We start from the raw sequence: 21,303 nt of genomic DNA on the forward strand, positions 1-21,303 counted from the left end.
TTCGGTGTTTTCCATGCGGGCAAGATTGTTTTCCACTGTCATCCTGCTGGCCGGGCTTTTGCTCGGCCAGTTGTCTTTTGCGGCCGCGCGCTGCGATGTTAACGTACCTACACAACGGGTCGACCTGGCGCAGGTGAGCCTGGCCTACCAAAGCATCGGTCGAAGTTCCGATCCGGCATTGCTGTTGATCATGGGCCTGGGTGGACAATTGATCCACTGGCCGGACGAAGTGGTGGAGGCCCTGTGTCAGCAAGGGTTTCGGGTGATCCGTTATGACAATCGCGACGTGGGCCTGTCCACCTGGCGCCAGGCCCCGGCCAGCGCCAACCTGACCTTCGAAGTGCTGCGTTACAAGCTCGGTCTACCCGTGGCCGCGCCTTATACCCTGAGCGACATGGCCGATGATGCCCTGGGGCTGATGGATGCCCTGCATATCGAGCAGTTCCATGTGCTGGGGGCGAGCATGGGCGGCATGATTGCCCAGCATCTGGCGGCCATGGCGCCACAGCGAATAGAGAGCCTGACACTGATCATGACCAGTTCCGGGGCCGAAGGCCTGCCGGCGCCGAACGAGGCTCTGGTGCAGTTGCTGTCCCGGCGCAATGCGCCGAACCGCGAGGCGGCCCTGGAGCAGCAGGCGGACTTGCTGGCGGCTCTGGGCAGCCCGAAGGTCGCGGATGACCGCCAGGTCCTGCTGCATCAGGCTGCGCTGTCCTATGACCGGGCGTTCAACCCGGAAGGCGTCAAGCGCCAGATCATGGCGATCCTCGCGGAGCCGAGTCGGGTGGCCTTGCTCAAGCAACTGCGGGTGCCGGCGCTGGTGGTGCACGGCACCGCCGATCCGCTGTTGCCGGTGATGCATGGGGTGCATCTGGCGGCGCAGATCCAGGGCAGCCAGCTGAAACTGATTCCGGGATTGGCCCATCGTTTCCAGGAAGCCTTCAAGGCGCCGTTGCTGGCGGCGGTGCTGCCGTATCTGCAGACTCATCGTGCCGACACTTCCCATTGGGCGCAGATCGAGCCGCTGGATAGCGCAAATGTGCTGTAAGGCGATGGTCCTGTAGGAGCCGGCTTGCCGGCGAATGAGGCAACACCGTCTCAACGAACGATCTTGTCCACCTGAATGCCCAGCTTTTTCAGGCGGTACCAGAAGCTGCGTTCGGAAATACCGATCATCTGCGCCGCTGCCGCCTGGACGCCGTTGCTTTGGTGGAGGGCCGCGAGGATGTAGGCCCGCTCCACTTCGGCCAGGGCCGCGTCCAGGTCGCTGGGCACTTGCGGGCCGACGCTGAGGGCAACGCTGCCCTCGGCTCCGGTCGGCGGGGTGTCGAACAGATAGCCCGGCAGGTCACTCTCTTCGATGACCGGGGCGCGGGCGACGATGGTGGCCCGCTCCACGCAGTTCTGCAGTTCGCGGATGTTCCCTGGCCAGCTGTAGCAAGCCATGGCCTGCAGGGCTTGTGGGCTGAAGCCGGTGATGCGCTTGCCGGCGGTGGCCCCCAGGCTGTGGGCGAAGTGGCGGGCCAGTGGGGCGATGTCCTCGACCCGCTCGCGCAGCGCCGGCAAGGGAATGGGAAAGACGTTGAGGCGGTAGTACAGATCCTCGCGGAACTCCTTGTTGGCCACGGCTTCCAGCAGGTTCTTGTTGGTCGCGGCGATCACCCGCACATCGACCTTGCGCTCCCGGGGATCGCCCACCGGCTCGATCACGCGCTCCTGCAGGGCGCGGAGGATCTTGGCCTGCAAGGCCAGGGGCATGTCGCCCACTTCATCGAGAAACAGGGTGCCCTTGTCGGCCTGCTGGAAGCGTCCGACCCGGTCCGCCACGGCGCCGGTGAAGGCGCCCTTACGGTGGCCGAACATCTCGCTTTCCAGCAAGCCTTCGGGAATGGCCGCGCAATTGACGGCGACAAAGGGTTTGTCCGCGCGATTGCCGTGCTTGTGGATGGCCCGGGCGACCATCTCCTTGCCAGTGCCGCTTTCTCCGGTCAGGAGAATGGTGGCGCTGCTCTCGCGTACCGAGTCCACCGCCTGCAGTACCTGGCGAAAGGCCGGGCTGTCGCCCACCAGGCTGTCGAACTGCTGGTGCTCGTCGAGTTCGGCGCGCATGCGCTGGTTGTCTTTGAGGATGTCGCGAAACTGCAGGGCCTTGCTGACGGTGATGTCCAGCTCGTCGATATCGAAGGGCTTGGCAATGTAGTCGTAAGCGCCGTTGCGCATGGACTGCACGGCGTTCTTCACCGTGCTGTAGGCGGTCATCACGATCACCGGCAGGTTCGGGTAGCGCTGCTTGATTTCCCCCAGCAGCTGGGGCCCGTCCATCCCCGGCATGCGCCAGTCGCTGATCACCAGGTCGATGTCTTCCTGCTCCAGCACCTTGAGGGCGTGCAGGCCATTGCCCGCCGTGAACACCTGGATGCCGTTCTGGCTCAGGGCCGAGGACAGCAGGTCGCAGAGTTTGGGTTCGTCATCGACCACCAGCAGGTTATGCGTCATCAGTGTCCTCGTCGTCCTCTTCACCGTTGGCCGGAATGTACAGGCTGAAGGTGGCGCCGGCATCTTTTTCGCTGACGCACTCGATGTGGCCGTCATGGCTTTCCATGATCGAATAGACTTTCGCCAGGCCCAGGCCGGTGCCCGAGGCCTTGGTGGTGACGAATGGGGTGAAAATGCGCTCCAGCATGTCCGGCTCGATGCCCTGGCCGGTATCGCTGACGCTGATGATGGTTTCGTCTTCCTGCTGGGCGATGCCCAGGGTCAGGCGGCCGCCTTCGGGCATGGCGTCGATGGCGTTGAGGATCAGGTTCAGGCAGGCCTGCTTGAGCTGCCGGGCATCGGCGTGGATGGTCGCCCCCGGTGCCTGGTCGTCGATCCGCGCGTCGATATTGTGGGTCGCCAGTTCCGGGGTGCAAAAGCCCAGCAGATCCTCCACCAACGGGCGTACCAGCTGTGTGGCGCGGATCGGGGCGCTGGGCTTGGCGAAGTCGAGGAACTCGGTGATCAGGTCGTTGATCCGGCTGACTTCGCTGATCACGTATTCCAGGTGGCGCTTGTCGTTTTCCGGCAGGTTGGCCCGACGGTGCAGCAACTGCGTCGCGGTCTTGATGATGCCCAACGGATTGCGGATCTCGTGGGCCAGGCCCATGGCCACTTCACCCAGTGCGTGCAGGCGGTCGCGACGGCGCAACTGGCCCTCCAGGTGCTGCAGTTCCCCCAGGCGCTCGCTCATGTGGTTGAAGGTGCTGCTCAGCTCCGCCAGTTCGTCGCCACCGATCACCGGCACCCGTTGCCGGTAGTCGCCGGCGATTACCGCCTGGACACCCTTGGACAGGCCACGCAGCGGCCGCGTCAGGCGTTGCGAGACCAGCCAGCCGACGCACAGCGAGGCTGCCGAGCTGAGGAGGAAGATCAGGATGAACAGGTTGCTCTGGTTGACCAGGCCCACCAGGCTGCTGTGGCGCAGCAGACCGCTGAAAATCACCCCCACCAGGTCGCCGCTGTCGTTGAAGATCGGCCGGTACAGGCCACTGTAGCGGCTGGTGAACTGCTCGGTCGGCTGACGGGTAGCGCGCAGGATGTCTTCAATCTTGTGCGGCACTCGGGGCGGGTGGTCCTCGAAGCGCTGGGTGGCGAAGATCTCCGAGAAGTCATCGGCCTTGGCCAGGTACAGGCGCAGGTCCAGCGAATGCACATCGGCCACGCTGGTGAGGAAGCTGGCGTCCAGGTAGGTGGCGATCAACAGCTGATAGTCGACCCCGTCGAGCTGGGTCTGGAAGGTCGAGACCACCGCCCCGGTGGCCACGCCGCCGACCTGGATGGTCTGCAGCACGGCGTTGGAAGCGGTGCTGATCTGCCCCACCACGTCGTCGGCGGCGGTGGTGAACATCACCTTGTGGTCGCTCTTGCGGATCAGTGCCACCACGTCGATGCCCATGGAGTCGGCAATGTCGGCAGTGAGCTTGTCGTGCTTGGCCGCGTTGCGATCGGTGGGGGGACGGGTATAGCGCAGGAACAACTGGGCGATCCGCGCGTTGTCATGGAGGATCTCGGTGATCTCGTCCTCGACGATCTTGGTGGATTCCTGCAGCCAGATGCGCACGTTGCTGTCGAAGATTTCCGACAGGGTGGTGGCTGCCAGTTCCGCGGCAATCATGGTGGGAATCACACTGACCAGCCAGAACGCCAACACCAGCTTGCGCTGCAGGCTCCAGCGGGAGATGGCGAAGGGGCGGGGCGGGCGACGATCTTTTCTGGTCATGTACTTTCGCTTATTGCAGCAGCCATGGCGGGGTCGGAGCGATCCGGGCGGACAAAGCGTTTTATCACCTTGAGCAGGGCATTGAGCAAGGGATTGCGATGTCGGAAAAACAACATGTTACCGGTGAAACGACAACCCAGGCGCAACTTGCTGGCGTAACCGGCCTGACCACACTCGTACAAGGGAATGCGCTGCTGGATACAGTAGTCGACATTGGCCAGCCAACTGCGCGAGTAGAGGTTGTGTTCGCGACTGAGATTGAGGTCGTGGGCAAAGAACTTGTCGATCAGCCGATGCTGGTCGACGAGCACCAGGTTGAATGCCACCAGTTGGTCGTTGACCCAGTACAGGACGCAGGCGGCGCGATCTCCCAGCTGCTCGAGGGTGCCGGTGAAATAGTCCGCCGGCAGGCGTTCGAACTGCAGGTCGCTGCGATTCAGGGTCGCCTCGTACAGGCGCATGATGTCCGGCAGCACGTCGTCGATCCGCTGGCGCCATTCGATGCGCGGTCCTGGGGCGCGCAGCTTGCGCCGCAGGTCCTTGCGGGTGGATTTGCCCAGGGTGCCCAGATACGCATCGATCGAGGCGAAGGGCACCGGGAGTATTGCGCTGGGCAGGCTCGGCATGGCCTGCAGGCCGGCGGCCAGGCAACTGGCGGCCCATTGCGGGTCGTTGCTGGGCGCGTCCTTGACCGCCATCAGGCCGATGCCGAAGCTGTCGGCATCGCGCCGTGCCAGCTGCAGCAATTGTTCCAGCAGGGCCTGCCGGCGCTGGGGTGGAACATGGCTGGCGGTGCCGGCATGGCACTGTTCGGCCACCGGCGAGCCGATGGCGTAAAGGCGCAGTTGCAGGACCCCGGGCCACTGGCGTTCCAGGCGTTCGGTGAAGCGTTTGGCCAGGCCCGAAACCGTGGTGTCGAGCCGATACTGAGTGGTGAAGGCCGGGGCCACCGCGACCAGGGTCGAGCCTTCGTAAAGTGCCAGGTAGCGCCACTGAAAGTCGGCGATGGCGGCTTTTTCCACGGCCAGGTAGTAGTCCCAATCCTCCAGGGCCTCTGGGAAACAGTCATTCCAGGCGCTGCGTTCAATGGCCTGGATGGTGGAATAGGCTTGGGCGGTAATCACGTCTCTTCCTTAAGTCATGCCAGCTGTCGGTAGTCTTCGCGCACCGCAGGTGCAACCACTCGCTGCTGGATGAAGTCCGCGCTCAACTCGATCACCCGCTGGTATTGCAGGTCCACGGTGATCATGTGATAGCAGTTGTCGAGGAGAATCTTGGTCACCGGGCCGCCGAGCTTGCGCTCCACGTAGTCGGCGTTCCAGGGACTGGTGATGTCGTCCTCGCTGGAGTGCAGCACCAGGGCCGGGGTCATGATCGAAGGCATGCGTTTCTTGACCACGGCGTTCATCCGATGCAACTCGCGCACCGTCACGCCCTCCATGGTCAGGAGTCCGGCATTGCTGCTTTCGCCGGCCTTCATCTGTTTCTCGACAATGGCCCGCAGGCGTTCGTTCTTGATGCCGTAGGGCGGTTTTTCCTCGAAGCGGCAGATGTGCACGCCGAAGGGGATCTTCATCAGCAACGGGGTGAGGAACGCCAGCTTGTTGATGCTCCAACCGTCGTACTTGAGGGTTGTGGAATACATCAGCAGGCCGCTGATCTGCCCCGGATGCTCGGACGCCAGGTACATGGACATCACTGCGCCCATGGACAGGCCGCCGACGAACACTTGCTCGTGACGCTGCTGCACGCCGACAAAGGTCTTGCGCACGCCCTCGTACCAGTCCTGCCAGCCGGTGGCCTGCAGGTCGCTGTTGTCCCCGCAGTGCCCGGGCAGGGTCGGTACGTACACCGTGCACGTACCGTCCTTGACCAGGCCCTGGGCCACCCGACGGAGTTCCGTCGGGGTGCCGGTCAGGCCGTGGATCAACAAGACCCCGACCGGACCCGTGCCGAGAACGAAGCCGGCGTCGCCTTCGCCCAGATCGATCTCAGCGGCGCTCATCGCTTCATGGCCCGATCCAGCAGGCGGTCCAGCAGCGCGATGCCCAGGTCGATTTCCGCGTAGCTGATTTCCAGCGACGGGGCCAGGGTGATGACGTTCTTGTAGTAGCCGCCCACATCGAGGATCAGGCCCAGGCGCTGGCCGTCGATTTCGATGTCGCCCTTCATGCCTTCCTCGACCATGAAGTCCAGGGTCGCCTTGTCCGGAGTGAAGCCGTCAGTGGTGCAGATTTCGCAGCGCAGGGCCAGGCCCAGGCCGTCGACGTCGCCGATGATCGGGTAGCGCTTCTGCAGGTCTTGCAGGCCGGCCAGGAAGTATTTGCCCTTTTCCATGACCATCGCGCCGTAGTCGATCTCGCTAGTCATCTTGAACATTTCCAGGCCCACCGCAGTACCCAGCGGGTTGGAGGCGAAGGTGGAGTGAGTCGATCCCGGTGGGAACACGCCCGGGTTGATCAGCTCTTCACGGGCCCAGATACCGCCCAGCGGGTTGAGGCCGTTGGTCAGTGCCTTGCCGAACACGATCACGTCGGGTTTGACGTCGAAGTGCTCGATGGACCACAGCTTGCCGGTGCGGTAGAAGCCCATCTGGATTTCGTCCACCACCATCAGGATGCCGTGCTGGTCCAGCACATGCTTGAGTTCGCTGTAGAAGTTCATGGGCGGGATCACGTAGCCACCGGTGCCCTGGATCGGCTCGACGTAGAAGGCCGCGTATTCGCTTTGGCCGACTTTCGGGTCCCAGACGCCGTTGTATTCAGTCTCGAACAGGCGGGCGAACTGCTGCACGCAGTGGCTGCCGTATTCTTCCTTGGTCATGCCCTTGGGGCCGCGGAAGTGGTACGGGAACGGAATGAACTGCGCGCGCTCGCCGAAGTGGCCGTAGCGGCGACGGTAGCGGTAGCTGGAGGTGATCGACGAAGCGCCCAGGGTGCGACCGTGGTAGCCGCCTTCGAAGGCGAACATCAGGCTCTTGCCGTTGGTGGCGTTACGCACCACTTTCAGCGAGTCTTCCACCGACTGCGAACCGCCGACGTTGAAGTGCACGCGACCGTCGAGGCCGAACTTCTTCTTGGCGTCCACGGCAATCATTTCCGACAGTTCGATCTTGCCTTTGTGCAGGTACTGGCTGGCAATCTGCGGCAGGGTGTCGATCTGTTGCTTGAGGGCATTGTTCAGGCGCGGGTTGGCGTAGCCGAAGTTCACCGCCGAGTACCACATCTGCAGGTCGAGGTAGGCCTGGTCGCTGGTGTCCCAGACGTAGGAACCTTCGCAGCGGCTGAAGATACGAGGGGGTTCGATGTAGTGAACGGTATCGCCGTAGGAGCAGTACTTGGCTTCTTTTTCCAGAAGGATCTGGTCTTCTGGGGTAGCGATGCGGATATCAGACATGGTGGAAGAGTTCCTGGGTTTCAAGGGAGAAATTGGTCGCGTTGGCCGCGTTGTTCGGCAGTTTTGCCAACAGCGCCGGCAGTTCGGCGAAGGAGTCGAACCGAGCGTGAGGAATCTTGTTGCGTTCGCAGTAGTCGGCCAGGCGATCCTTGGCGAAGACGAAGTCGGCGGTGGAGGCCACGCACATGTCCGACTGGCCATCACCGATCACCAGCACGCGTTTGCCCCGTGGGGTGGATTTGCACTTGCAGTTGCCGGAGGCGGCGCGGCAGGCGTCGCTGGCGTAGGGAAAGTCGATGCGCCAGCTGTTGTGGTCGACCTGGCGCAGGCGGTTGGCGAGGATCGGCAGCAGGGTCACGTAGTTGCGTGCCAGGATGCGGGCGATGCCTTGCTCGATGCCGTCACTGACCACTTCAATGGAAGCGCCCAGGCCGATCACGTGATCGACGAAGTCGGGGAAGTCCGGGTCGATTTCGACACTGTCGAAGTAGCCCAGCAGTTCGGCGGGCGAAGCCTTGACCAGGGCCAGTTGGCGGCTGAGGCATTCTCGGGAGCCGATGTGACCGTCCAGCCATTCCTGCTCTATGCCTTCCCAGCTCGGGTCGGCGAAGCGTTGGAGAACGTTATCGATCACGTCGGCGCGGGAGATGGTCCCGTCGAAGTCACATACGATATGCCAGTGCATCATCTGCTGTTACCTGTTGAATAAGAGCGCTGTTTGCGCTTGCGGCAGGGGTACAGCAGGGACTGTGCCAAGTTGCAAAAACCCAGCAGGGCTGGGGCTCTGGCGAGGGTGGCGGGAGATTTGTAGGGTTCTTGCTACAATTTTTGTAGGTTGCTACAAACAACATCAGTGCTTGCGCCCGAGGGGCGCTCTGATGATTGATGCGCGCATGTTCAGACAAGGAAACTCATTCATGCCCCGGCTTTCTTCCCCCGCTTTACTCGCCGGCTTGCTGTCGCTGACCGTTGCCTGTGGTGCCTTTGCCGATTCCGACATCACTGGCGAACTGGGCCTGGGCGTCGGCTATCAACCCCATGACCCCACGGGCAGCAGCTATGACACCGTGCCGTTGCCATACCTGGACCTGGACTGGGGCGACGTCAGCCTGAGTACCGACGACGGCCTGACCTGGGATGCGTTCAAGGGCAATGGTTTCAGCGCCGGCCCCTATATCAACTACCTGCAGGGACGTAACGCCGACGGCGACCTGCGCGGCTTGCGGGACGTGCGCGACATGGCCGATGTCGGGGCTTTCGTGCAATACGCCCCTGACGACTTCTGGCGGGTGTTCGCCGCCGTGGGCCAGGCCGTCGGCGGTGCCGGTGGCCAGGGCGGCATGTTGGGCAAGGTCGGAGGCGAGATCGGCTACCCCTTGGGCATGGGCATCATCGGCAGCAATAACCTGACCCTGCACTTTGCCGACGCCCGTCAGAGTCAGACCTTCTATGGCGTCAACGCCAAGGAAGCCCTGGCTTCGGGTATCGATCGCTACAGTGCCGGCGGCGGCCTGCAGAACTTCAGCCTGAGCCAGAACATCCAGGTGCCACTGGGCAACAACTGGTCGCTGGTGGCCAGCGCCAGTTGGATCCGCCTGGTCAACTCCGCGGCGGACAGCTCCATCGTTCGCCAGCGGGGCGAGGTCAACCAGGGCCAGGTGCAGACCGCCATCAGCTACAAGTTCTGAGGCACACTGCCGCAGGCCGCAACCCGGCCTGCGGCGCTTCCAGGGAAAACTGGTCTGGCCTTTGCAATGACGGCCATGTACTCAATTTCTCAGGAAGTTTTTCATGGCTCGACCTGCCTACCGTCTACTGGCCTATTCCCTTTGGGACCTGATTCCGATTGTCATGGCCGTGGCGCATTTCGCCTTCGTCCTGTGGCTGGTGCTGGATTTCCACGCCCTGTCCTGGTGGTTCATCGCCCCGGCAGCCCTGCTGTATTCAGTCAGCCTGTCGTGGAGCATCAACAGCATTTCCCACAACCAGATCCACAACGCCTATTTCACCCCAGGGTGGATGAACCGTGCCTTCGATCTGCTGCTGTCGGTGACCATAGGTTTCTCCCAGACCCTGTACCGCGACATTCACAACCGTCATCACCGGGGCAACTCCGATCTGCCAGACGCCCACGGCAAGACCGTGGACCCGCTATCGATCTACCTGCATGGCAAGAATGGCCAGCCGGACAATCCCTGGGCCTACACTTTTTTGAGCTTTTTTCGCGACGATCCCAAGGATATCTATCAGGAAATGCAGCGCAAACGGCCTGACGATGCACGTTGGGTAAAAGTGGAGATCGGCGTCACAGTGGCGTTCTACCTGGCCCTGGCCCTGTATGACTGGCATGCGGTGCTGGTACTGCTGCCGTTCTGGTACCTGGGGCAGTCGCTGTCGTCGCTCAATGGCTACTACGAGCATCTGGGGGGCAATCCGGACCTGCCGATTGCCTGGGGCGTGAGTTCCTATAGCCCGCTGTACAACCTGATCTGGATGAACAACGGTTATCACGCCGAGCACCATTACCGGCCGAAAATGCATTGGACCAAGGTCAAGGCCTTCCACCGCGAGATCCGCGAACAGCAGCGGGCGGCGGGGGTGAAAGTGATATCCGTATCCCACGGCCTGGGATTCCTGGTTGCCCACCGCAAGGCCTAAACCCCGTGGCTGTAGGAGCTGGCTTGCCAGCGAAGGGGCCGGCAAGATCGCCTTCGCCGGCTAGCTGGCTCCTACACAACATCCCTTCGCTGTAGCAAAGAGGCCCTCAGGCCTCTTCTCCCTCCGCCAAGAGGGCAATCCCGCCAATGATCACCAAGACCCCGACCCAGTGCAGCAGGCTGATCTGTTCGCCCAGGCCCAGCCAGGAGCCCAGCAGCACCACGACAAAGACCAGGGAACTCAAGGGGAAGGCCAGGGACAGGCTGCTACGACGCAATATCAGCATCCACACGAAAAATGCGCCGATATAGCAGGCAATTGCCAGCAAAACGCCAGGATTGACCGCTACCGCCGCCAGCCATTGCAGGTTGAAATCCATCTGCCCCAATTGGTCGCCGCCGACCTTGGTGGCGATCTGGCCGGCGCTCTCGAAGCCGATCAGCAGGGCCCAGAGCACGATGGTGCCCAGACGCTCGTGCAGCCAGCCGTGGGAGGTGTTCGAACTCATGAAACGTTTCCTTCTATTCGTTGAATAAGGCTCAGGTACTGGCCACGCAAACCAGCATCACCCCGGCGGTGATCACCAGCGTACCCATCCAGCGCCGCCGGCTGACGGTCTCGCCCAGCACCACCTTGCCCGCCAGTACCACGCCGCAATAGGCCAGGGCCGCAGCCGGAAACAGTAGGCTCAGAGGGGCCCGGGACAGGGCTTCGAGCCAGACGAAAAACTCGATCACATAGGCCCCGATACCGCACCACAGCAGAGGGGCATTGAACACCTGGCCCCAGAAGGCATTCAGGCGAAAGCCGCCTTCCAGCTCCGGCAGGCGGTCCAGACCGAGCTTGAAACAAAGCTGGCCGATGACGTCCAGGACAATGGAAAAGGCGACTAACAGAACAACGGTCAAGGTCACGGGAACAGCTCCTCGAACAGCGAGATCAGGGCTTCATTGGTTACTGAGTTGCGCAGCAGGTCGTCCTGGCTCCAGCGTTCGGCCGGAGGTTGATCGGACTTGGCTTCCCAGCGCTTGAAGGCATTGCTGAAGGCCGGCTTGGCGAACTCGCCGCAGACATCGATGCCCAGGACCCGCTTGCGCGCCGCCAGCTCGCGCAGCGCCTGCAGCAAGTGGGTCAGGCGCATGCCGCCCTGGTCCCAGTTGGTGGCGGCGTCCTCGCTGGCCAGCACGTCCTTGTCGATGGTGATCCATATCGCCTCGGTGGGCAGGCTATCAATCATCTGGGTCAGGAAGGCTTGCCAGTCCAGGTCCGCCAGGTTGCGCCAGTGCAGGTGGTTTTCCTGTTGCTGGTGCCCGGCACCGTCACCGACCCGGCCCCAGACCTTGGACGGCGCATGTTGCCAGGGAAACAGCTGCAGCTTGCCGTGCTTCAGGGCGCCGAGGTTGCCGCCCCGCAGTTGCGGGTTGTGCAGGTCTTCACTGCAGGGGCCCAGGGTGACGATGCGCTGGATATTCGGCAGCTTCAGTGCCCGGTTGACCCAGGAACCGCAGTGTCGGCGGGGGGCGAAGCGTACCCAGTCCGGGTGATTGTCGAAGTGGATCAGGCTGACCGGCTCGGGCAGATCGCTGAGAAAGGCCGGGGTCAGGTGGTGATAGTCGCCGGAGCCGACAAAGAAGATTTCCGGTTGCGGGCCGCTGTGCCGGGGGCGTTGGCCCAGGCGCTCGCGGAAATGACGGTAGGTGCGTTCGGTGGACCAGAGTCGCAGCTTGGGGCCCAGGTCCAGCAGGTCCAGGCGTCGCGCCTGGCCGCTTTTCAGGCGCCGCACTATGGGCTCCTGGGCGGTCAGGCTGTGGTCGAGATCTAAGATGTTCAAGGTGTTCTTTACCCATGGCAGCGCCCTCCATAAAACTGCGTGATCAGGCTGAAACGCAGGCTGGGCGGGCTTTACAGGGTAAATGCAAGGGTCGGGCCAGCCCCGCTCCCGCAGGCGCCGGCTTGCCGGCGAAGAAGACGTCGGCCGGTTCGCGAGCAAGCTCGCTCCTACGGGAGTGGAGGGGACTCAGGCGTGGAGGCGCACCCAGACGCTGACCAGGATCGTCGCGGCTATCAGCCAAGCCACGGCAGCCACTGCCAGGGACGCTTCCAGGCGCAGGCGGTCGACCATCACATAGAGTGTCGCCAGGTAGACGAAGTAGGGAATGATCGACCACATGCCGAACAGGATGGTGGTCTTCAGGTCATCGAGGGAACGGCCCTTGCCGACGATGTAGTGGGCAATCAGGGCAAAGGTCGGGAACAGCGGCACCAGGCCGGCGATGTAGTAGTTCCGGGTCTTGGCCAGGGCCGCCAGAATCACCACCACCGCCGCGCCCAGGGCGGCCTTCAACAATAGATCCATAACGGGTGCGCCTCGGGTCAGTGGCTCAGGCCGTACTTCTTGACCTTGTCGAACAGCGTGGTCTTGGCCATGCCCAGTTCCTGGCTGGCCTGGGTCAGGTTGCCGCCGCTGCGCTGCAAGGCATCGTTCAACAGGTTGCGTTCAAAGGCTTCCACCGCTTCGGCGAAACCCAGGCCCTGGGCACTGCTGCTGCCGGACTTCTTGAACGCCGGCAGGCCGAGGGCAAAGCGTTCGGCGACGTTGCGCAGCTCGCGCACGTTGCCCGGCCAGTCGTGGCTCATGAGGGTCGACAGGGTCTGGTTGTCCAGCTCTGGTACGGCGCGGTCGAAACGCAGGGACGACTGCTGCAGGAAGTGCTCGAACAGTTGCAGGATGTCCTCGCGGCGCTCGCGCAGGGGCGGGAGTTCCAGGGTCACTACGTTGAGGCGGTAATACAGGTCGCTGCGAAATTCCTTGGCCCGGCTCAGTTCGTCCAGGTCCGATTTGGTGGCCGCGATCACCCGGCAATCCACGGCCACGCTCTGGTTCGAACCGAGGCGCTCCAGGGTCCGCTCCTGCAGTACTCGCAGCAGTTTGATCTGCAGATTGATCGGCATGCTTTCTACTTCATCGAGGAACAGCGTGCCCTGGTGGGCGTGCTCGATCTTGCCGATACGACGTTTGCCGGCCCCGGTGAAGGCGTTGGCCTCATGGCCGAAGATTTCGCTTTCGAACAGATTTTCCGGCAGGCCGCCGCAGTTCAGGGCGACGAACTGTTGCTGGTGGCGGCGGCTGAAGTCGTGCAGGCAACGGGCAACCAGTTCCTTGCCGGTACCGGTTTCGCCCTCGATCAGCACGTTGGCCGAAGTGTCGGCGACATTGGCGATCAACTCCCGCAGATTTTGCATGGCCGGCGAGCGGCCGATGATCCGCCCTTCCAGGGAGCTGCGTTCGGCCAACTGGCGGCGCAGGGAAGTCACTTCCCGGGCCAGTCCCCGTTGTTCCAGGGCGCGGCGGGCCACGTCCACCAGACGTTCGGGAGAGAAGGGTTTCTCCATGAAGTCGTAGGCGCCTTTCTGCATCGCCCCCACGGCCATGGAAATATCACCGTGACCGGTGATCAGCACCACCGGCAGGCTGCGATCCCGGGCCTTGAGTTGGGTCAGCAGTTCCAGGCCATCGATGCCCGGCAGGCGGATATCACTGACCACGATGCCGGGAAAGTTCTCCCCGACCTGGGCCAGGGCTTCTTCGGCGCTGCCCACGCCAATGCAGGGAATGTCTTCCAGGGCCAGGGCCTGTTGGCAACCCAGCAGGACATGGGGGTCGTCTTCGACGATCAGCACGGTCAGCTCGTTGTTCATATCGGCTCGGCTTGATTGGGGCTTGCCAGGGGCAAGCTGAGGACAAAGGCGGTGCCGCCGCTTGCCGGATGTTCCACCCCCAGGTTGCCGCCGGTGGCGGCGGCGAGGCTGGCGGACAGGGTCAGGCCCAGGCCCAGGCCCTGTTCGCCGGGTTTGGTGGTGAAGAAGGGTTCGAACAGATGCTTGCGCGCTTCGGCATCAATGCCGTGGCCGTTGTCGCGTACCCGCAGACGATACTTGCCGTCGCCGGGCTCGCCTTCCAGCCACAGTTCCGGCGCCGGTTGTGCCTGCATGGCGTCCAGGGCGTTGCCGATCAGGTTGACCAGAATCTGTTCCAGGCGGGTCTGGTCGATCTGCAGGGTCTGCTCGGTGAAGGCCCGGTGCAGTAACAGGGGCAAGGGTTCGATGCGTGCGTTGAGGAGTTGCAGGGCGGCGTCCACGGCCTTGTCGAGGCTGGCCTGGCCCTGGTCGTCGCCGCGGCGGGCGAAGGAGCGCAGGCTGGCGGTGATGCGGCCCATGCGATCAATCAATTCGTTGATGGTCTTGAGGTTGGCGCTGGCAGTGTCCAGGGCGCCGCGCTCAAGGAAACGCACGGTGTTGCCGGAGAGGGTACGCAACGCTGCCAGGGGCTGGTTGAGTTCGTGGGCGATGCTGGTGGACATCTGGCCGATGGCCGCCAGCTTGCCGGCCTGGACCAGTTCGTCCTGGGCTCGGCGCAGGGTTTCTTCGGCCTGGCGGCGTTCGCGGATCTGCCCCTTGAGACGCTCGTTGCTGGCCCGCAGGTCGGCGGTGCGTTCGGTGATCCGTCGTTCCAGCTGGCTGTTGGCTTCCTGCAGCGCTTCTCGGGCGGCCAGGCGGGTGGCGATGACCTTGCGCCGTTCATTCCAGGCGATCAGCAGGAAGGCCACCAAGGCAAAGGCCACGGCCACCAGGATGCCTTGGTTGATGGCTTCCCGGCGCAGGTCCTGCAGGGGCGTGAGCAGGGTGAAGTTCCACGGGGTGTCGCTCAGCGGCCGGGTCTGGGACAGGTAGCTGATGGCCTTGTCGTCGGACACCAGTTCGGTGTTGGCGGGAAAAGTCAGCTTCTCCACACCTTCGGCCAGGCGTTCTCGGGCCAGGGGTTCCAGTTCGTTGAGGGGGAACCAGTAGTACTGCAGGCTGCGGGCCAGGCGTTCCTTGGTGTCGTCGCTCAGGGGACGAACCGACTTCAGGCGCCGCGCCGGGTCGCTGGAGAGGATGATGATGCCGTTCTCGTCACTGACGAAGGCTTCCAGGCGGGCCCGCTGCCAGCGTTCCTCCAGGGCCTCCAGGCGCACTTTGACGACCGCCACGCCGATGATCTTGCCTTGTTCTTCCAGGCCGTGGGCCAGGTAGTAGCCGGGCTCGCCGTTGGTGCTGCCGATGCCGTAGAAACGTCCGGGCTGGCCACGTACGGCGTTCTGGTAGTAGGCGCGGAAGGACAGGTCTTCACCCAGGTAGCTGTCGACATCGCGCCAGTTGCTGGTGGCCAGTACCCGGCCGGTGGTGTCCATGACATAGATGGCCCGGCTGCGGCTGCGGCGATTCAGGCCTTCGAGGTATTGGTTGACGGTTTGCCGGTGCTCCGGCGAGGGATCGGCCAGCAGTCTGGAGACACTGGATTCCAGCTCCAAGAGGCTGGGCAGATAGGTGTATTTGCTGATCTCGCTTTCTACGGCGCGGGCGTGCAGTTCCAGCTGGCGTTCGCCATTTTCACTGAGGCTGCGAATGCCGTTGTGCTCGCTGATCCAGAAGCCGACGTAGCCCAGGCCGATCATCAGCAAGATGACCAGGGGCGGTAGAAACAGGTGACGGATCAGACGGGGTTTCACGGCGAGTGATGGCGGCGCGGCGCGATAGAGAGTGGGGTCGCATTTCATCACAGATGCCTTGGGTCAACCACTGCGCAGTGTCTGTAGGAGCCGGCTTGCCGGCGATAAGGGCGGCGCTGACGATAGGGGAGTCAGATGCCGTCCCATCGCAGGCACGCCGGCGCCTACAGGAACGCGGGTTTTAGTGCTGCAGGATCTTCTCGAGGAAGTGCTGGGCACGTTCGGAGCGGGCGCTGATATCGCCGAAGAACTCTTCTTTCTGGCAGTCTTCGATGATCTGGCCCTTGTCCATGAAGATCACCCGGTTCGCCACTTTGCGGGCAAAGCCCATTTCGTGGGTCACGCACATCATGGTCATGCCTTCCTGGGCCAGTTGCACCATCACGTCCAGCACCTCGTTGACCATTTCCGGGTCCAGGGCCGAAGTGGGTTCGTCAAACAGCATGACGATCGGGTCCATGGCCAGGGCGCGGGCGATGGCCACACGCTGTTGCTGGCCGCCGGAAAGCTGGCCCGGGTGCTTGTGGGCATGGGCGGCGAGGCCGACGCGATCCAGCAGTTGCAGGCCTTTCTTGGTGGCCTCTTCCTTGCTGCGGCCCAGGACCTTGATCTGCGCGATGGTCAGGTTTTCGGTGATGGTCAGGTGCGGGAACAGCTCGAAATGCTGGAACACCATGCCCACGCGAGAACGCAGTTTCGGCAGGTTGGTCTTCGGGTCGGCGATGGAGGTGCCATCGACCACGATGTCGCCTTTCTGGAAGGGTTCCAGGGCGTTGACGCATTTGATCAGGGTGGACTTGCCCGAGCCGGACGGCCCGCAGACCACCACCACTTCACCTTTCTTGACCTCGGTGCTGCAATCAGTCAGCACCTGGAAGTCCCCATACCACTTGTTGATGTTCTTGATAGAGATCATACGGCGAACCTTTTTTGCAGACGCTTGACCAGCAGCGAGGCGGCAAAGCTGATTGTGAAATACACCAGACCGGCAACGATCAGGAATTCATTGGAGCGGCCGATGATGTCGCCGCTGGAGCGCGAGGCGTTGAGGAAGTCCACCAGGCCCACGGTGTACACCAGGGAGGTGTCCTGGAACAGGATGATGCTCTGCTGCAGCAGCAGCGGGGTCATCTTGCGGAACGCCTGGGGCAGGATGATCAGGCGCATGGTCTGGCCGTAGCTCATGCCCAGTGCCTGGGCAGCGCCCATCTGGCCCTTGGGAATGGACTGCACGCCGGCACGGACGATTTCGCAGAAGTACGCCGCTTCGAACATCATGAAGGCCACGATGCAGGAGGTGAACGCACCGATCGGGGTGTCTTCGCCGGTGATCCAGCGCAGCACGAACGGCACCGCCAGGTAGAACCAGGTGATCACCAGCAGCAGCGGAATCGAGCGGAAGTAGTTGACGTAGGCACCGGCCAGGTTCGACAGCAGCTTGTTGTGGGACAAGCGCATCAGTGCCAGCAAGGTACCGAGGACGATCCCGCCGACCACGCCCATGACCATCAGCTTGAGGGTCATCAGCATGCCGTTCCACAGGCCGGGAATGGCCGGGATGATGCCCGAGAAGTCGAATTCCATTATTTACCTCCCACGGAGATCAGGCCGGGGACCGATACTTTTTTCTCTACCAGGCGCATCAGCAGCATCAGGCTCATGTTCAAGGTGAAGTAGATCAGGGTAGCCAGGGTGAAGGCTTCGAACAGGTTGGCCGAGAACTCGGCGGTCTGTTTGGTCTGGGCCAGCAGTTCCATCAAGCCGATCAGGGACGCCACGGAGGAGTTCTTGAAGACGTTGAGAAACTCTGAGGTGAGCGGCGGAATGATGATCCGGTAGGCCTGGGGCAGCAGCACGTTCCAGTAGATCTGCGGCAGCGAGAAGCCCATGGCACGAGCGGCGGATTCCTGGCCGCGTGGCAGCGCCTGGATGCCGGTACGAACCTGTTCGCAAACCCGCGCGGCGGTGAACAGGCCCAGGCACACGACAACGCTCAGGTAGGCCGAGGTGGTCGGGTTGAGGTCTTGCTTGTACCACTCCTGGAGGTTGGCCGGCAGCAGGTCCGGTACCAGGAAGTACCAGATGAACAGCTGCACCAGCAGCGGCACGTTACGGAAGATCTCCACGTAGACCGTGGCGATGCCCGACACCAGACGGTTCGGCACGGTGCGCATGACACCCAGGATCGAACCCAGCAGCAGCGCGATGATCCAGGCCACCACGGCGATGGCGATGGTCCAGCCCAAACCGGTGATGAACCAGTCGAGATAGGTCTCGCTGCCCACGCCGGTGGACTTGAAGAACACGCCCCAGTCCCAGTTGTAATTCATTAGGGTTACCCCTCAGATCGTTCGATGTACAAGCACCCGCCTGGGGACGTCCGTTCCCGCCTGATCATGACGATCAGGCACACACGATCGGCTCGACAACCACCGGTTCGAGTGTTTCCAAAAAAATGCCAGCAGGTAGTGACAGACTCCTGAAAGGGCAGGGCCCCTTCAGGAGATAAGGTTAGTCAGGAATCAGGACTTTTTGTCGTCAGCCGCTTTGTCGGTCGGGTTGGCGATCAGGGCCTTGAGCTCGTCGCTCATCGGGAACATCAGGTTCAGGCCTTTGGGTGGGATCGGCGATTGGAACCACTTGTCGTAGATCTTGTTGATTTCGCCCGATTTGTAGGTGGCGACGATGGCGTCATCCACGGCTTTCTTGAACGGGGCATCGCCCTTGCGCACCATGCAGCCATAGATTTCGTAGGACTGAGGAGTACCGGTCACGGCCCAGTCGGCAGGCTTCTTGGCCTTGGCCATTTCGCCGGCCAGCAGCGCGTCGTCCATCATGAACGCAACGGCGCGGCCCGATTCCAGCATCTGGAACGACTCACCGTGGTCCTTGGCGGAAATCACGTTCATGCCCATCTGCTTGTCGGCGTTCATCGCCTTGAGGATGCGCTCGGAAGTGGTGCCGGCGGTGGTCACTACGTTCTTGCCTTTGAGGTCAGCGAAATCCTTGTAGGTCGAGTCCTTTTTGGACAGCAGACGGGTACCGATTTCGAAGATGCCGACGGAGAAGTCGACCTGTTGCTGACGTTCGACGTTGTTGGTGGTGGAACCACACTCGACGTCTACGGTGCCGTTCTGCACCAGTGGGATACGGGTCTGGGAGGTGACCAGGTTGTACTTGACCTTGAGGTCAGGCATGTCGAGGTCTTTCTTGATCGCTTCGACGATTTTCAGCTGGATGTCGTGGGAGTAGCCCACTGGCACGCCGGAAGCGTCAGCGATGTAGGAAAACGGGATGGAAGCGTCGCGATGTCCGAGGGTGATGGTGCCGGACTCTTTGATTTTCTTCAGTGTGCCGGTGAGCTCGGCAGCGAAAACTGGAGTGCTAATCAGAGCGGCAGCGATAGCTGCGCCCAACAGATGGGGAACGATGCGCATCAATATTTCCTCGACATTTGTTTTTTTTATGAAGCCAGTTCGACGGCTCTTTTATACAGCGAATGCCTTGACGGCTCCTGTTGTGTTGGCACGACAGGCATTCGTCGCACAGTGTAGAGCATGAGTCGTGCCAGACCCATTGATCATGGTCAAGGCCTTGATTTCAAAGGGTATTAAATATTTATTGCGAAGTTTTTTGCAGCAGATTATCCGGTTATCCGAATCCTCTTCGGGGTTGCGTTCGGAAAACCGAATGCGCGTCCGACACCTGTAGGAGCCGGCTGCCGGCGAAACGTTCAATGCGTCGCCCATAAAAAAGCCCCTGAACCTTAGGGTGCAGGGGCTTTGTCTATCCGAGCTACTCAGGCTGCCTTGATCTTGCCGCGGTTGTGCTCGACCTTCTGTAAGTAGTCTTCCAGCTGTTGCTGTTGCGCCGCCGTGGTGAACAGGCCGAGCTTGCTCCGGCGCCAGAGGATGTCCTGGGCCTTCAGTGCCCATTCCTCTGCACACAGGTAATCCACTTCACGGGTATAGAGTCCGCCACCCAGGTGTTCGCCCAGGTCGCTGAGGCTGTGTACGCCCTCCAGCAGGCGCCAGGTGCGGCTGCCGTAGGTGGTGGCCCAGCGGCGCGCGATCTGGCTGGGCACCCAGTCGAACTTCTTGCGGATGGCTTCTGCCAGGGCCTGTGGCGTGCTCATGTTCTCGCCGCCGGGCAGGGTGGCTGTGGCGGTCCAGCTGGGCTTGGCCTGTCTGAAGTAGGGCGCCAGTTGCGCCATGGCTGATTCCGCCAGCTTGCGATAGGTGGTCAGCTTGCCGCCGAACACGGACAGCAGCGGAGCCTCGTCACCCGTGGCGGACAGGGCCAGGGTGTAGTCGCGAGTCACCGCCGAAGGGTTATCGGATTCGTCGTTGCACAGCGGGCGAACCCCGGAATAGCTGTGCTGGATGTCGCTGCGGCTCAGTTGCTTCTTGAAGTGCGCATTGACCACTTGCAGCAGGTAATCGGTTTCTGCTTCGGTAATCGCCACCTTGGCCGGATCGCCGGTGTATTCCCGGTCGGTAGTGCCGATCAGAGTGAACTGGTCGAGGTAGGGGATGGTGAAGACGATGCGCTGGTCTTCGTTCTGCAGAATGTGCGCGTGTTCGCCTTCGTACAGCTTGGGCACTATCAGATGGCTGCCCTGGATCAGGCGGATGCCGTAAGGCGATTCCAGCTTCAGATCATCCTTGATGAATTTGGCGACCCAGGGTCCTGCAGCGTTTACCAGGGCTTTGGCGGTGATGGAGAACAGGCTGCCGTCGGCACGCTCCAGATCCAGTTGCCACAGGCCCTTGCTGCGCCGGGCGCTGACGCAACGGGTCTGGGTATGTACGTGGGCGCCGTGCTCGCGGGCGGCCATGGCATTGAGTACCACCAGGCGCGCATCGTCGACCCAGCAATCGGAGTATTCGAAGCCTTTGGTGATCTCGGCCTTCAGGGCGCTGTCAGCGCCGAACTTCAGGCTGCGAGAGCCTGCGAGCTTTTCCCGCTTGCCCAGGTGGTCATACAGGAACAGGCCGGCGCGAATCATCCAGGCCGGGCGCAGGTGCGGCCGATGTGGCAGGACAAAACGCATGGGCTTGACGATGTGCGGGGCCTTGGCGAGCAGCACTTCACGTTCGGCCAGGGCTTCGCGCACCAGACGGAACTCGTAATGTTCGAGGTAGCGCAGGCCGCCGTGGATCAGCTTGCTGCTGGCCGAGGAGGTATGGCTGGCCAGATCGTCTTTTTCGCAAAGGAACACGGACAAGCCGCGACCTGCCGCATCCGCGGCAATTCCAACACCATTGATCCCACCGCCGATGACGGCGATATCGTAAACCTCGGAAAGAGGGCGCGCGGGCAAGGTAGAAGTGGGCATCGACAGGCCTCGTGTTGCTTGGATATTTGAATTCGAACATTAATGTTCATTTTCGAAAATACTAGCGCATAAAGATGAACGCATCCAGCGCGCCTCGATTGAAA

Annotated in this window: 20 protein-coding genes; 3 read left to right on the forward strand and 17 right to left on the reverse strand. The window is 62.2% G+C overall.

Annotation, left to right across the window (positions count from 1 at the left end):
- Positions 1-13: 13 nt before the first annotated feature.
- The gene (locus FW796_RS06730) at positions 14-1,048 is read left to right on the forward strand and encodes an alpha/beta fold hydrolase (RefSeq protein ID WP_346632532.1); all 1,035 of its coding nucleotides are present in this window, start codon (positions 14-16) and stop codon (positions 1,046-1,048) included.
- Positions 1,049-1,098: 50 nt separating this feature from the next.
- Here the strand turns inward: FW796_RS06730 and FW796_RS06735 are convergent, their stop codons facing one another.
- Genes FW796_RS06735 through FW796_RS06760 form a run of 6 tightly spaced genes read right to left on the reverse strand, consistent with a single transcriptional unit; the run spans position 1,099 to position 8,342 of the window.
- Positions 1,099-2,496, reverse strand: a complete 1,398-nt coding sequence (locus FW796_RS06735; RefSeq protein ID WP_404937567.1) for a sigma-54-dependent transcriptional regulator — start codon at positions 2,494-2,496, stop codon at positions 1,099-1,101.
- The gene (locus FW796_RS06740; RefSeq protein WP_446439171.1) at positions 2,486-4,258 is read right to left on the reverse strand and encodes an ATP-binding protein; all 1,773 of its coding nucleotides are present in this window, start codon (positions 4,256-4,258) and stop codon (positions 2,486-2,488) included. Before FW796_RS06740 ends, FW796_RS06735 begins: the two co-directional genes overlap by 11 nt.
- Entirely contained in the window at positions 4,255-5,382 is a 1,128-nt protein-coding gene (locus tag FW796_RS06745) for a GNAT family N-acetyltransferase (RefSeq protein ID WP_346632529.1), read from the reverse strand. Before FW796_RS06745 ends, FW796_RS06740 begins: the two co-directional genes overlap by 4 nt.
- Positions 5,383-5,396: 14 nt before the next feature.
- Entirely contained in the window at positions 5,397-6,263 is an 867-nt protein-coding gene (locus FW796_RS06750; protein ID WP_346632528.1) for an alpha/beta hydrolase, read from the reverse strand.
- Positions 6,260-7,654, reverse strand: coding sequence for an aspartate aminotransferase family protein (locus tag FW796_RS06755; RefSeq protein WP_346632527.1), 1,395 nt, complete (start codon positions 7,652-7,654; stop codon positions 6,260-6,262). Before FW796_RS06755 ends, FW796_RS06750 begins: the two co-directional genes overlap by 4 nt.
- Positions 7,647-8,342, reverse strand: coding sequence for an HAD-IB family phosphatase (locus FW796_RS06760; protein WP_011063137.1), 696 nt, complete (start codon positions 8,340-8,342; stop codon positions 7,647-7,649). Before FW796_RS06760 ends, FW796_RS06755 begins: the two co-directional genes overlap by 8 nt.
- A gap of 229 nt (positions 8,343-8,571) precedes the next feature.
- Here FW796_RS06760 and FW796_RS06765 point away from each other — a divergent pair, with 229 nt between their 5' ends.
- Together FW796_RS06765 and FW796_RS06770 are read left to right on the forward strand one after the other, a co-directional pair.
- On the forward strand, positions 8,572-9,342 hold the full coding sequence (locus FW796_RS06765; protein WP_346632526.1) for a MipA/OmpV family protein: 771 nt from the start codon (positions 8,572-8,574) through the stop codon (positions 9,340-9,342).
- Positions 9,343-9,445: 103 nt separating this feature from the next.
- Entirely contained in the window at positions 9,446-10,312 is an 867-nt protein-coding gene (locus tag FW796_RS06770) for a fatty acid desaturase family protein (protein ID WP_446439172.1), read from the forward strand.
- Positions 10,313-10,418: 106 nt separating this feature from the next.
- Here the strand turns inward: FW796_RS06770 and FW796_RS06775 are convergent, their stop codons facing one another.
- The 11 genes from FW796_RS06775 to glpD all read right to left on the reverse strand — a co-directional run bounded on the left by FW796_RS06775 (position 10,419) and on the right by glpD (position 21,199).
- Positions 10,419-10,820, reverse strand: a complete 402-nt coding sequence (locus tag FW796_RS06775; protein WP_025129629.1) for an EamA family transporter — start codon at positions 10,818-10,820, stop codon at positions 10,419-10,421.
- A 31-nt stretch (positions 10,821-10,851) separates the two neighbouring features.
- Positions 10,852-11,226 (reverse strand): transporter, encoded by a 375-nt coding sequence (locus FW796_RS06780; RefSeq protein ID WP_115580793.1) that lies wholly within the window; start codon positions 11,224-11,226, stop codon positions 10,852-10,854.
- Complete coding sequence (locus FW796_RS06785; RefSeq protein ID WP_346632524.1) at positions 11,223-12,143, reverse strand: arginase; 921 nt, start codon at positions 12,141-12,143, stop codon at positions 11,223-11,225. Before FW796_RS06785 ends, FW796_RS06780 begins: the two co-directional genes overlap by 4 nt.
- Positions 12,144-12,329: 186 nt before the next feature.
- A complete protein-coding gene (locus tag FW796_RS06790; RefSeq protein ID WP_169892259.1) occupies positions 12,330-12,659 on the reverse strand; it encodes a GlpM family protein in 330 nt (109 codons plus the stop codon).
- A gap of 26 nt (positions 12,660-12,685) precedes the next feature.
- Positions 12,686-14,011, reverse strand: a complete 1,326-nt coding sequence (locus tag FW796_RS06795) for a sigma-54-dependent transcriptional regulator (protein WP_346632523.1) — start codon at positions 14,009-14,011, stop codon at positions 12,686-12,688.
- Positions 14,008-15,909, reverse strand: a complete 1,902-nt coding sequence (locus tag FW796_RS06800; protein WP_346632522.1) for a sensor histidine kinase — start codon at positions 15,907-15,909, stop codon at positions 14,008-14,010. Before FW796_RS06800 ends, FW796_RS06795 begins: the two co-directional genes overlap by 4 nt.
- 133 nt (positions 15,910-16,042) lie before the next feature.
- Positions 16,043-16,777: an amino acid ABC transporter ATP-binding protein gene (locus FW796_RS06805; RefSeq protein ID WP_016964662.1), complete on the reverse strand. Its 735-nt coding sequence runs from the start codon at positions 16,775-16,777 to the stop codon at positions 16,043-16,045.
- The gene (locus FW796_RS06810; protein ID WP_346632521.1) at positions 16,774-17,445 is read right to left on the reverse strand and encodes an amino acid ABC transporter permease; all 672 of its coding nucleotides are present in this window, start codon (positions 17,443-17,445) and stop codon (positions 16,774-16,776) included. Before FW796_RS06810 ends, FW796_RS06805 begins: the two co-directional genes overlap by 4 nt.
- Positions 17,445-18,191: an amino acid ABC transporter permease gene (locus tag FW796_RS06815; protein ID WP_123726042.1), complete on the reverse strand. Its 747-nt coding sequence runs from the start codon at positions 18,189-18,191 to the stop codon at positions 17,445-17,447. The genes FW796_RS06810 and FW796_RS06815 overlap by 1 nt, the downstream gene beginning before the upstream one ends.
- A gap of 192 nt (positions 18,192-18,383) precedes the next feature.
- Positions 18,384-19,298 (reverse strand): glutamate/aspartate ABC transporter substrate-binding protein, encoded by a 915-nt coding sequence (locus FW796_RS06820; RefSeq protein ID WP_102860472.1) that lies wholly within the window; start codon positions 19,296-19,298, stop codon positions 18,384-18,386.
- A gap of 362 nt (positions 19,299-19,660) precedes the next feature.
- Complete coding sequence (glpD, locus tag FW796_RS06825; protein WP_346632520.1) at positions 19,661-21,199, reverse strand: glycerol-3-phosphate dehydrogenase; 1,539 nt, start codon at positions 21,197-21,199, stop codon at positions 19,661-19,663.
- Positions 21,200-21,303: the final 104 nt, after the last annotated feature.

This window comes from Pseudomonas sp. 910_21 (genome assembly GCF_052850735.1).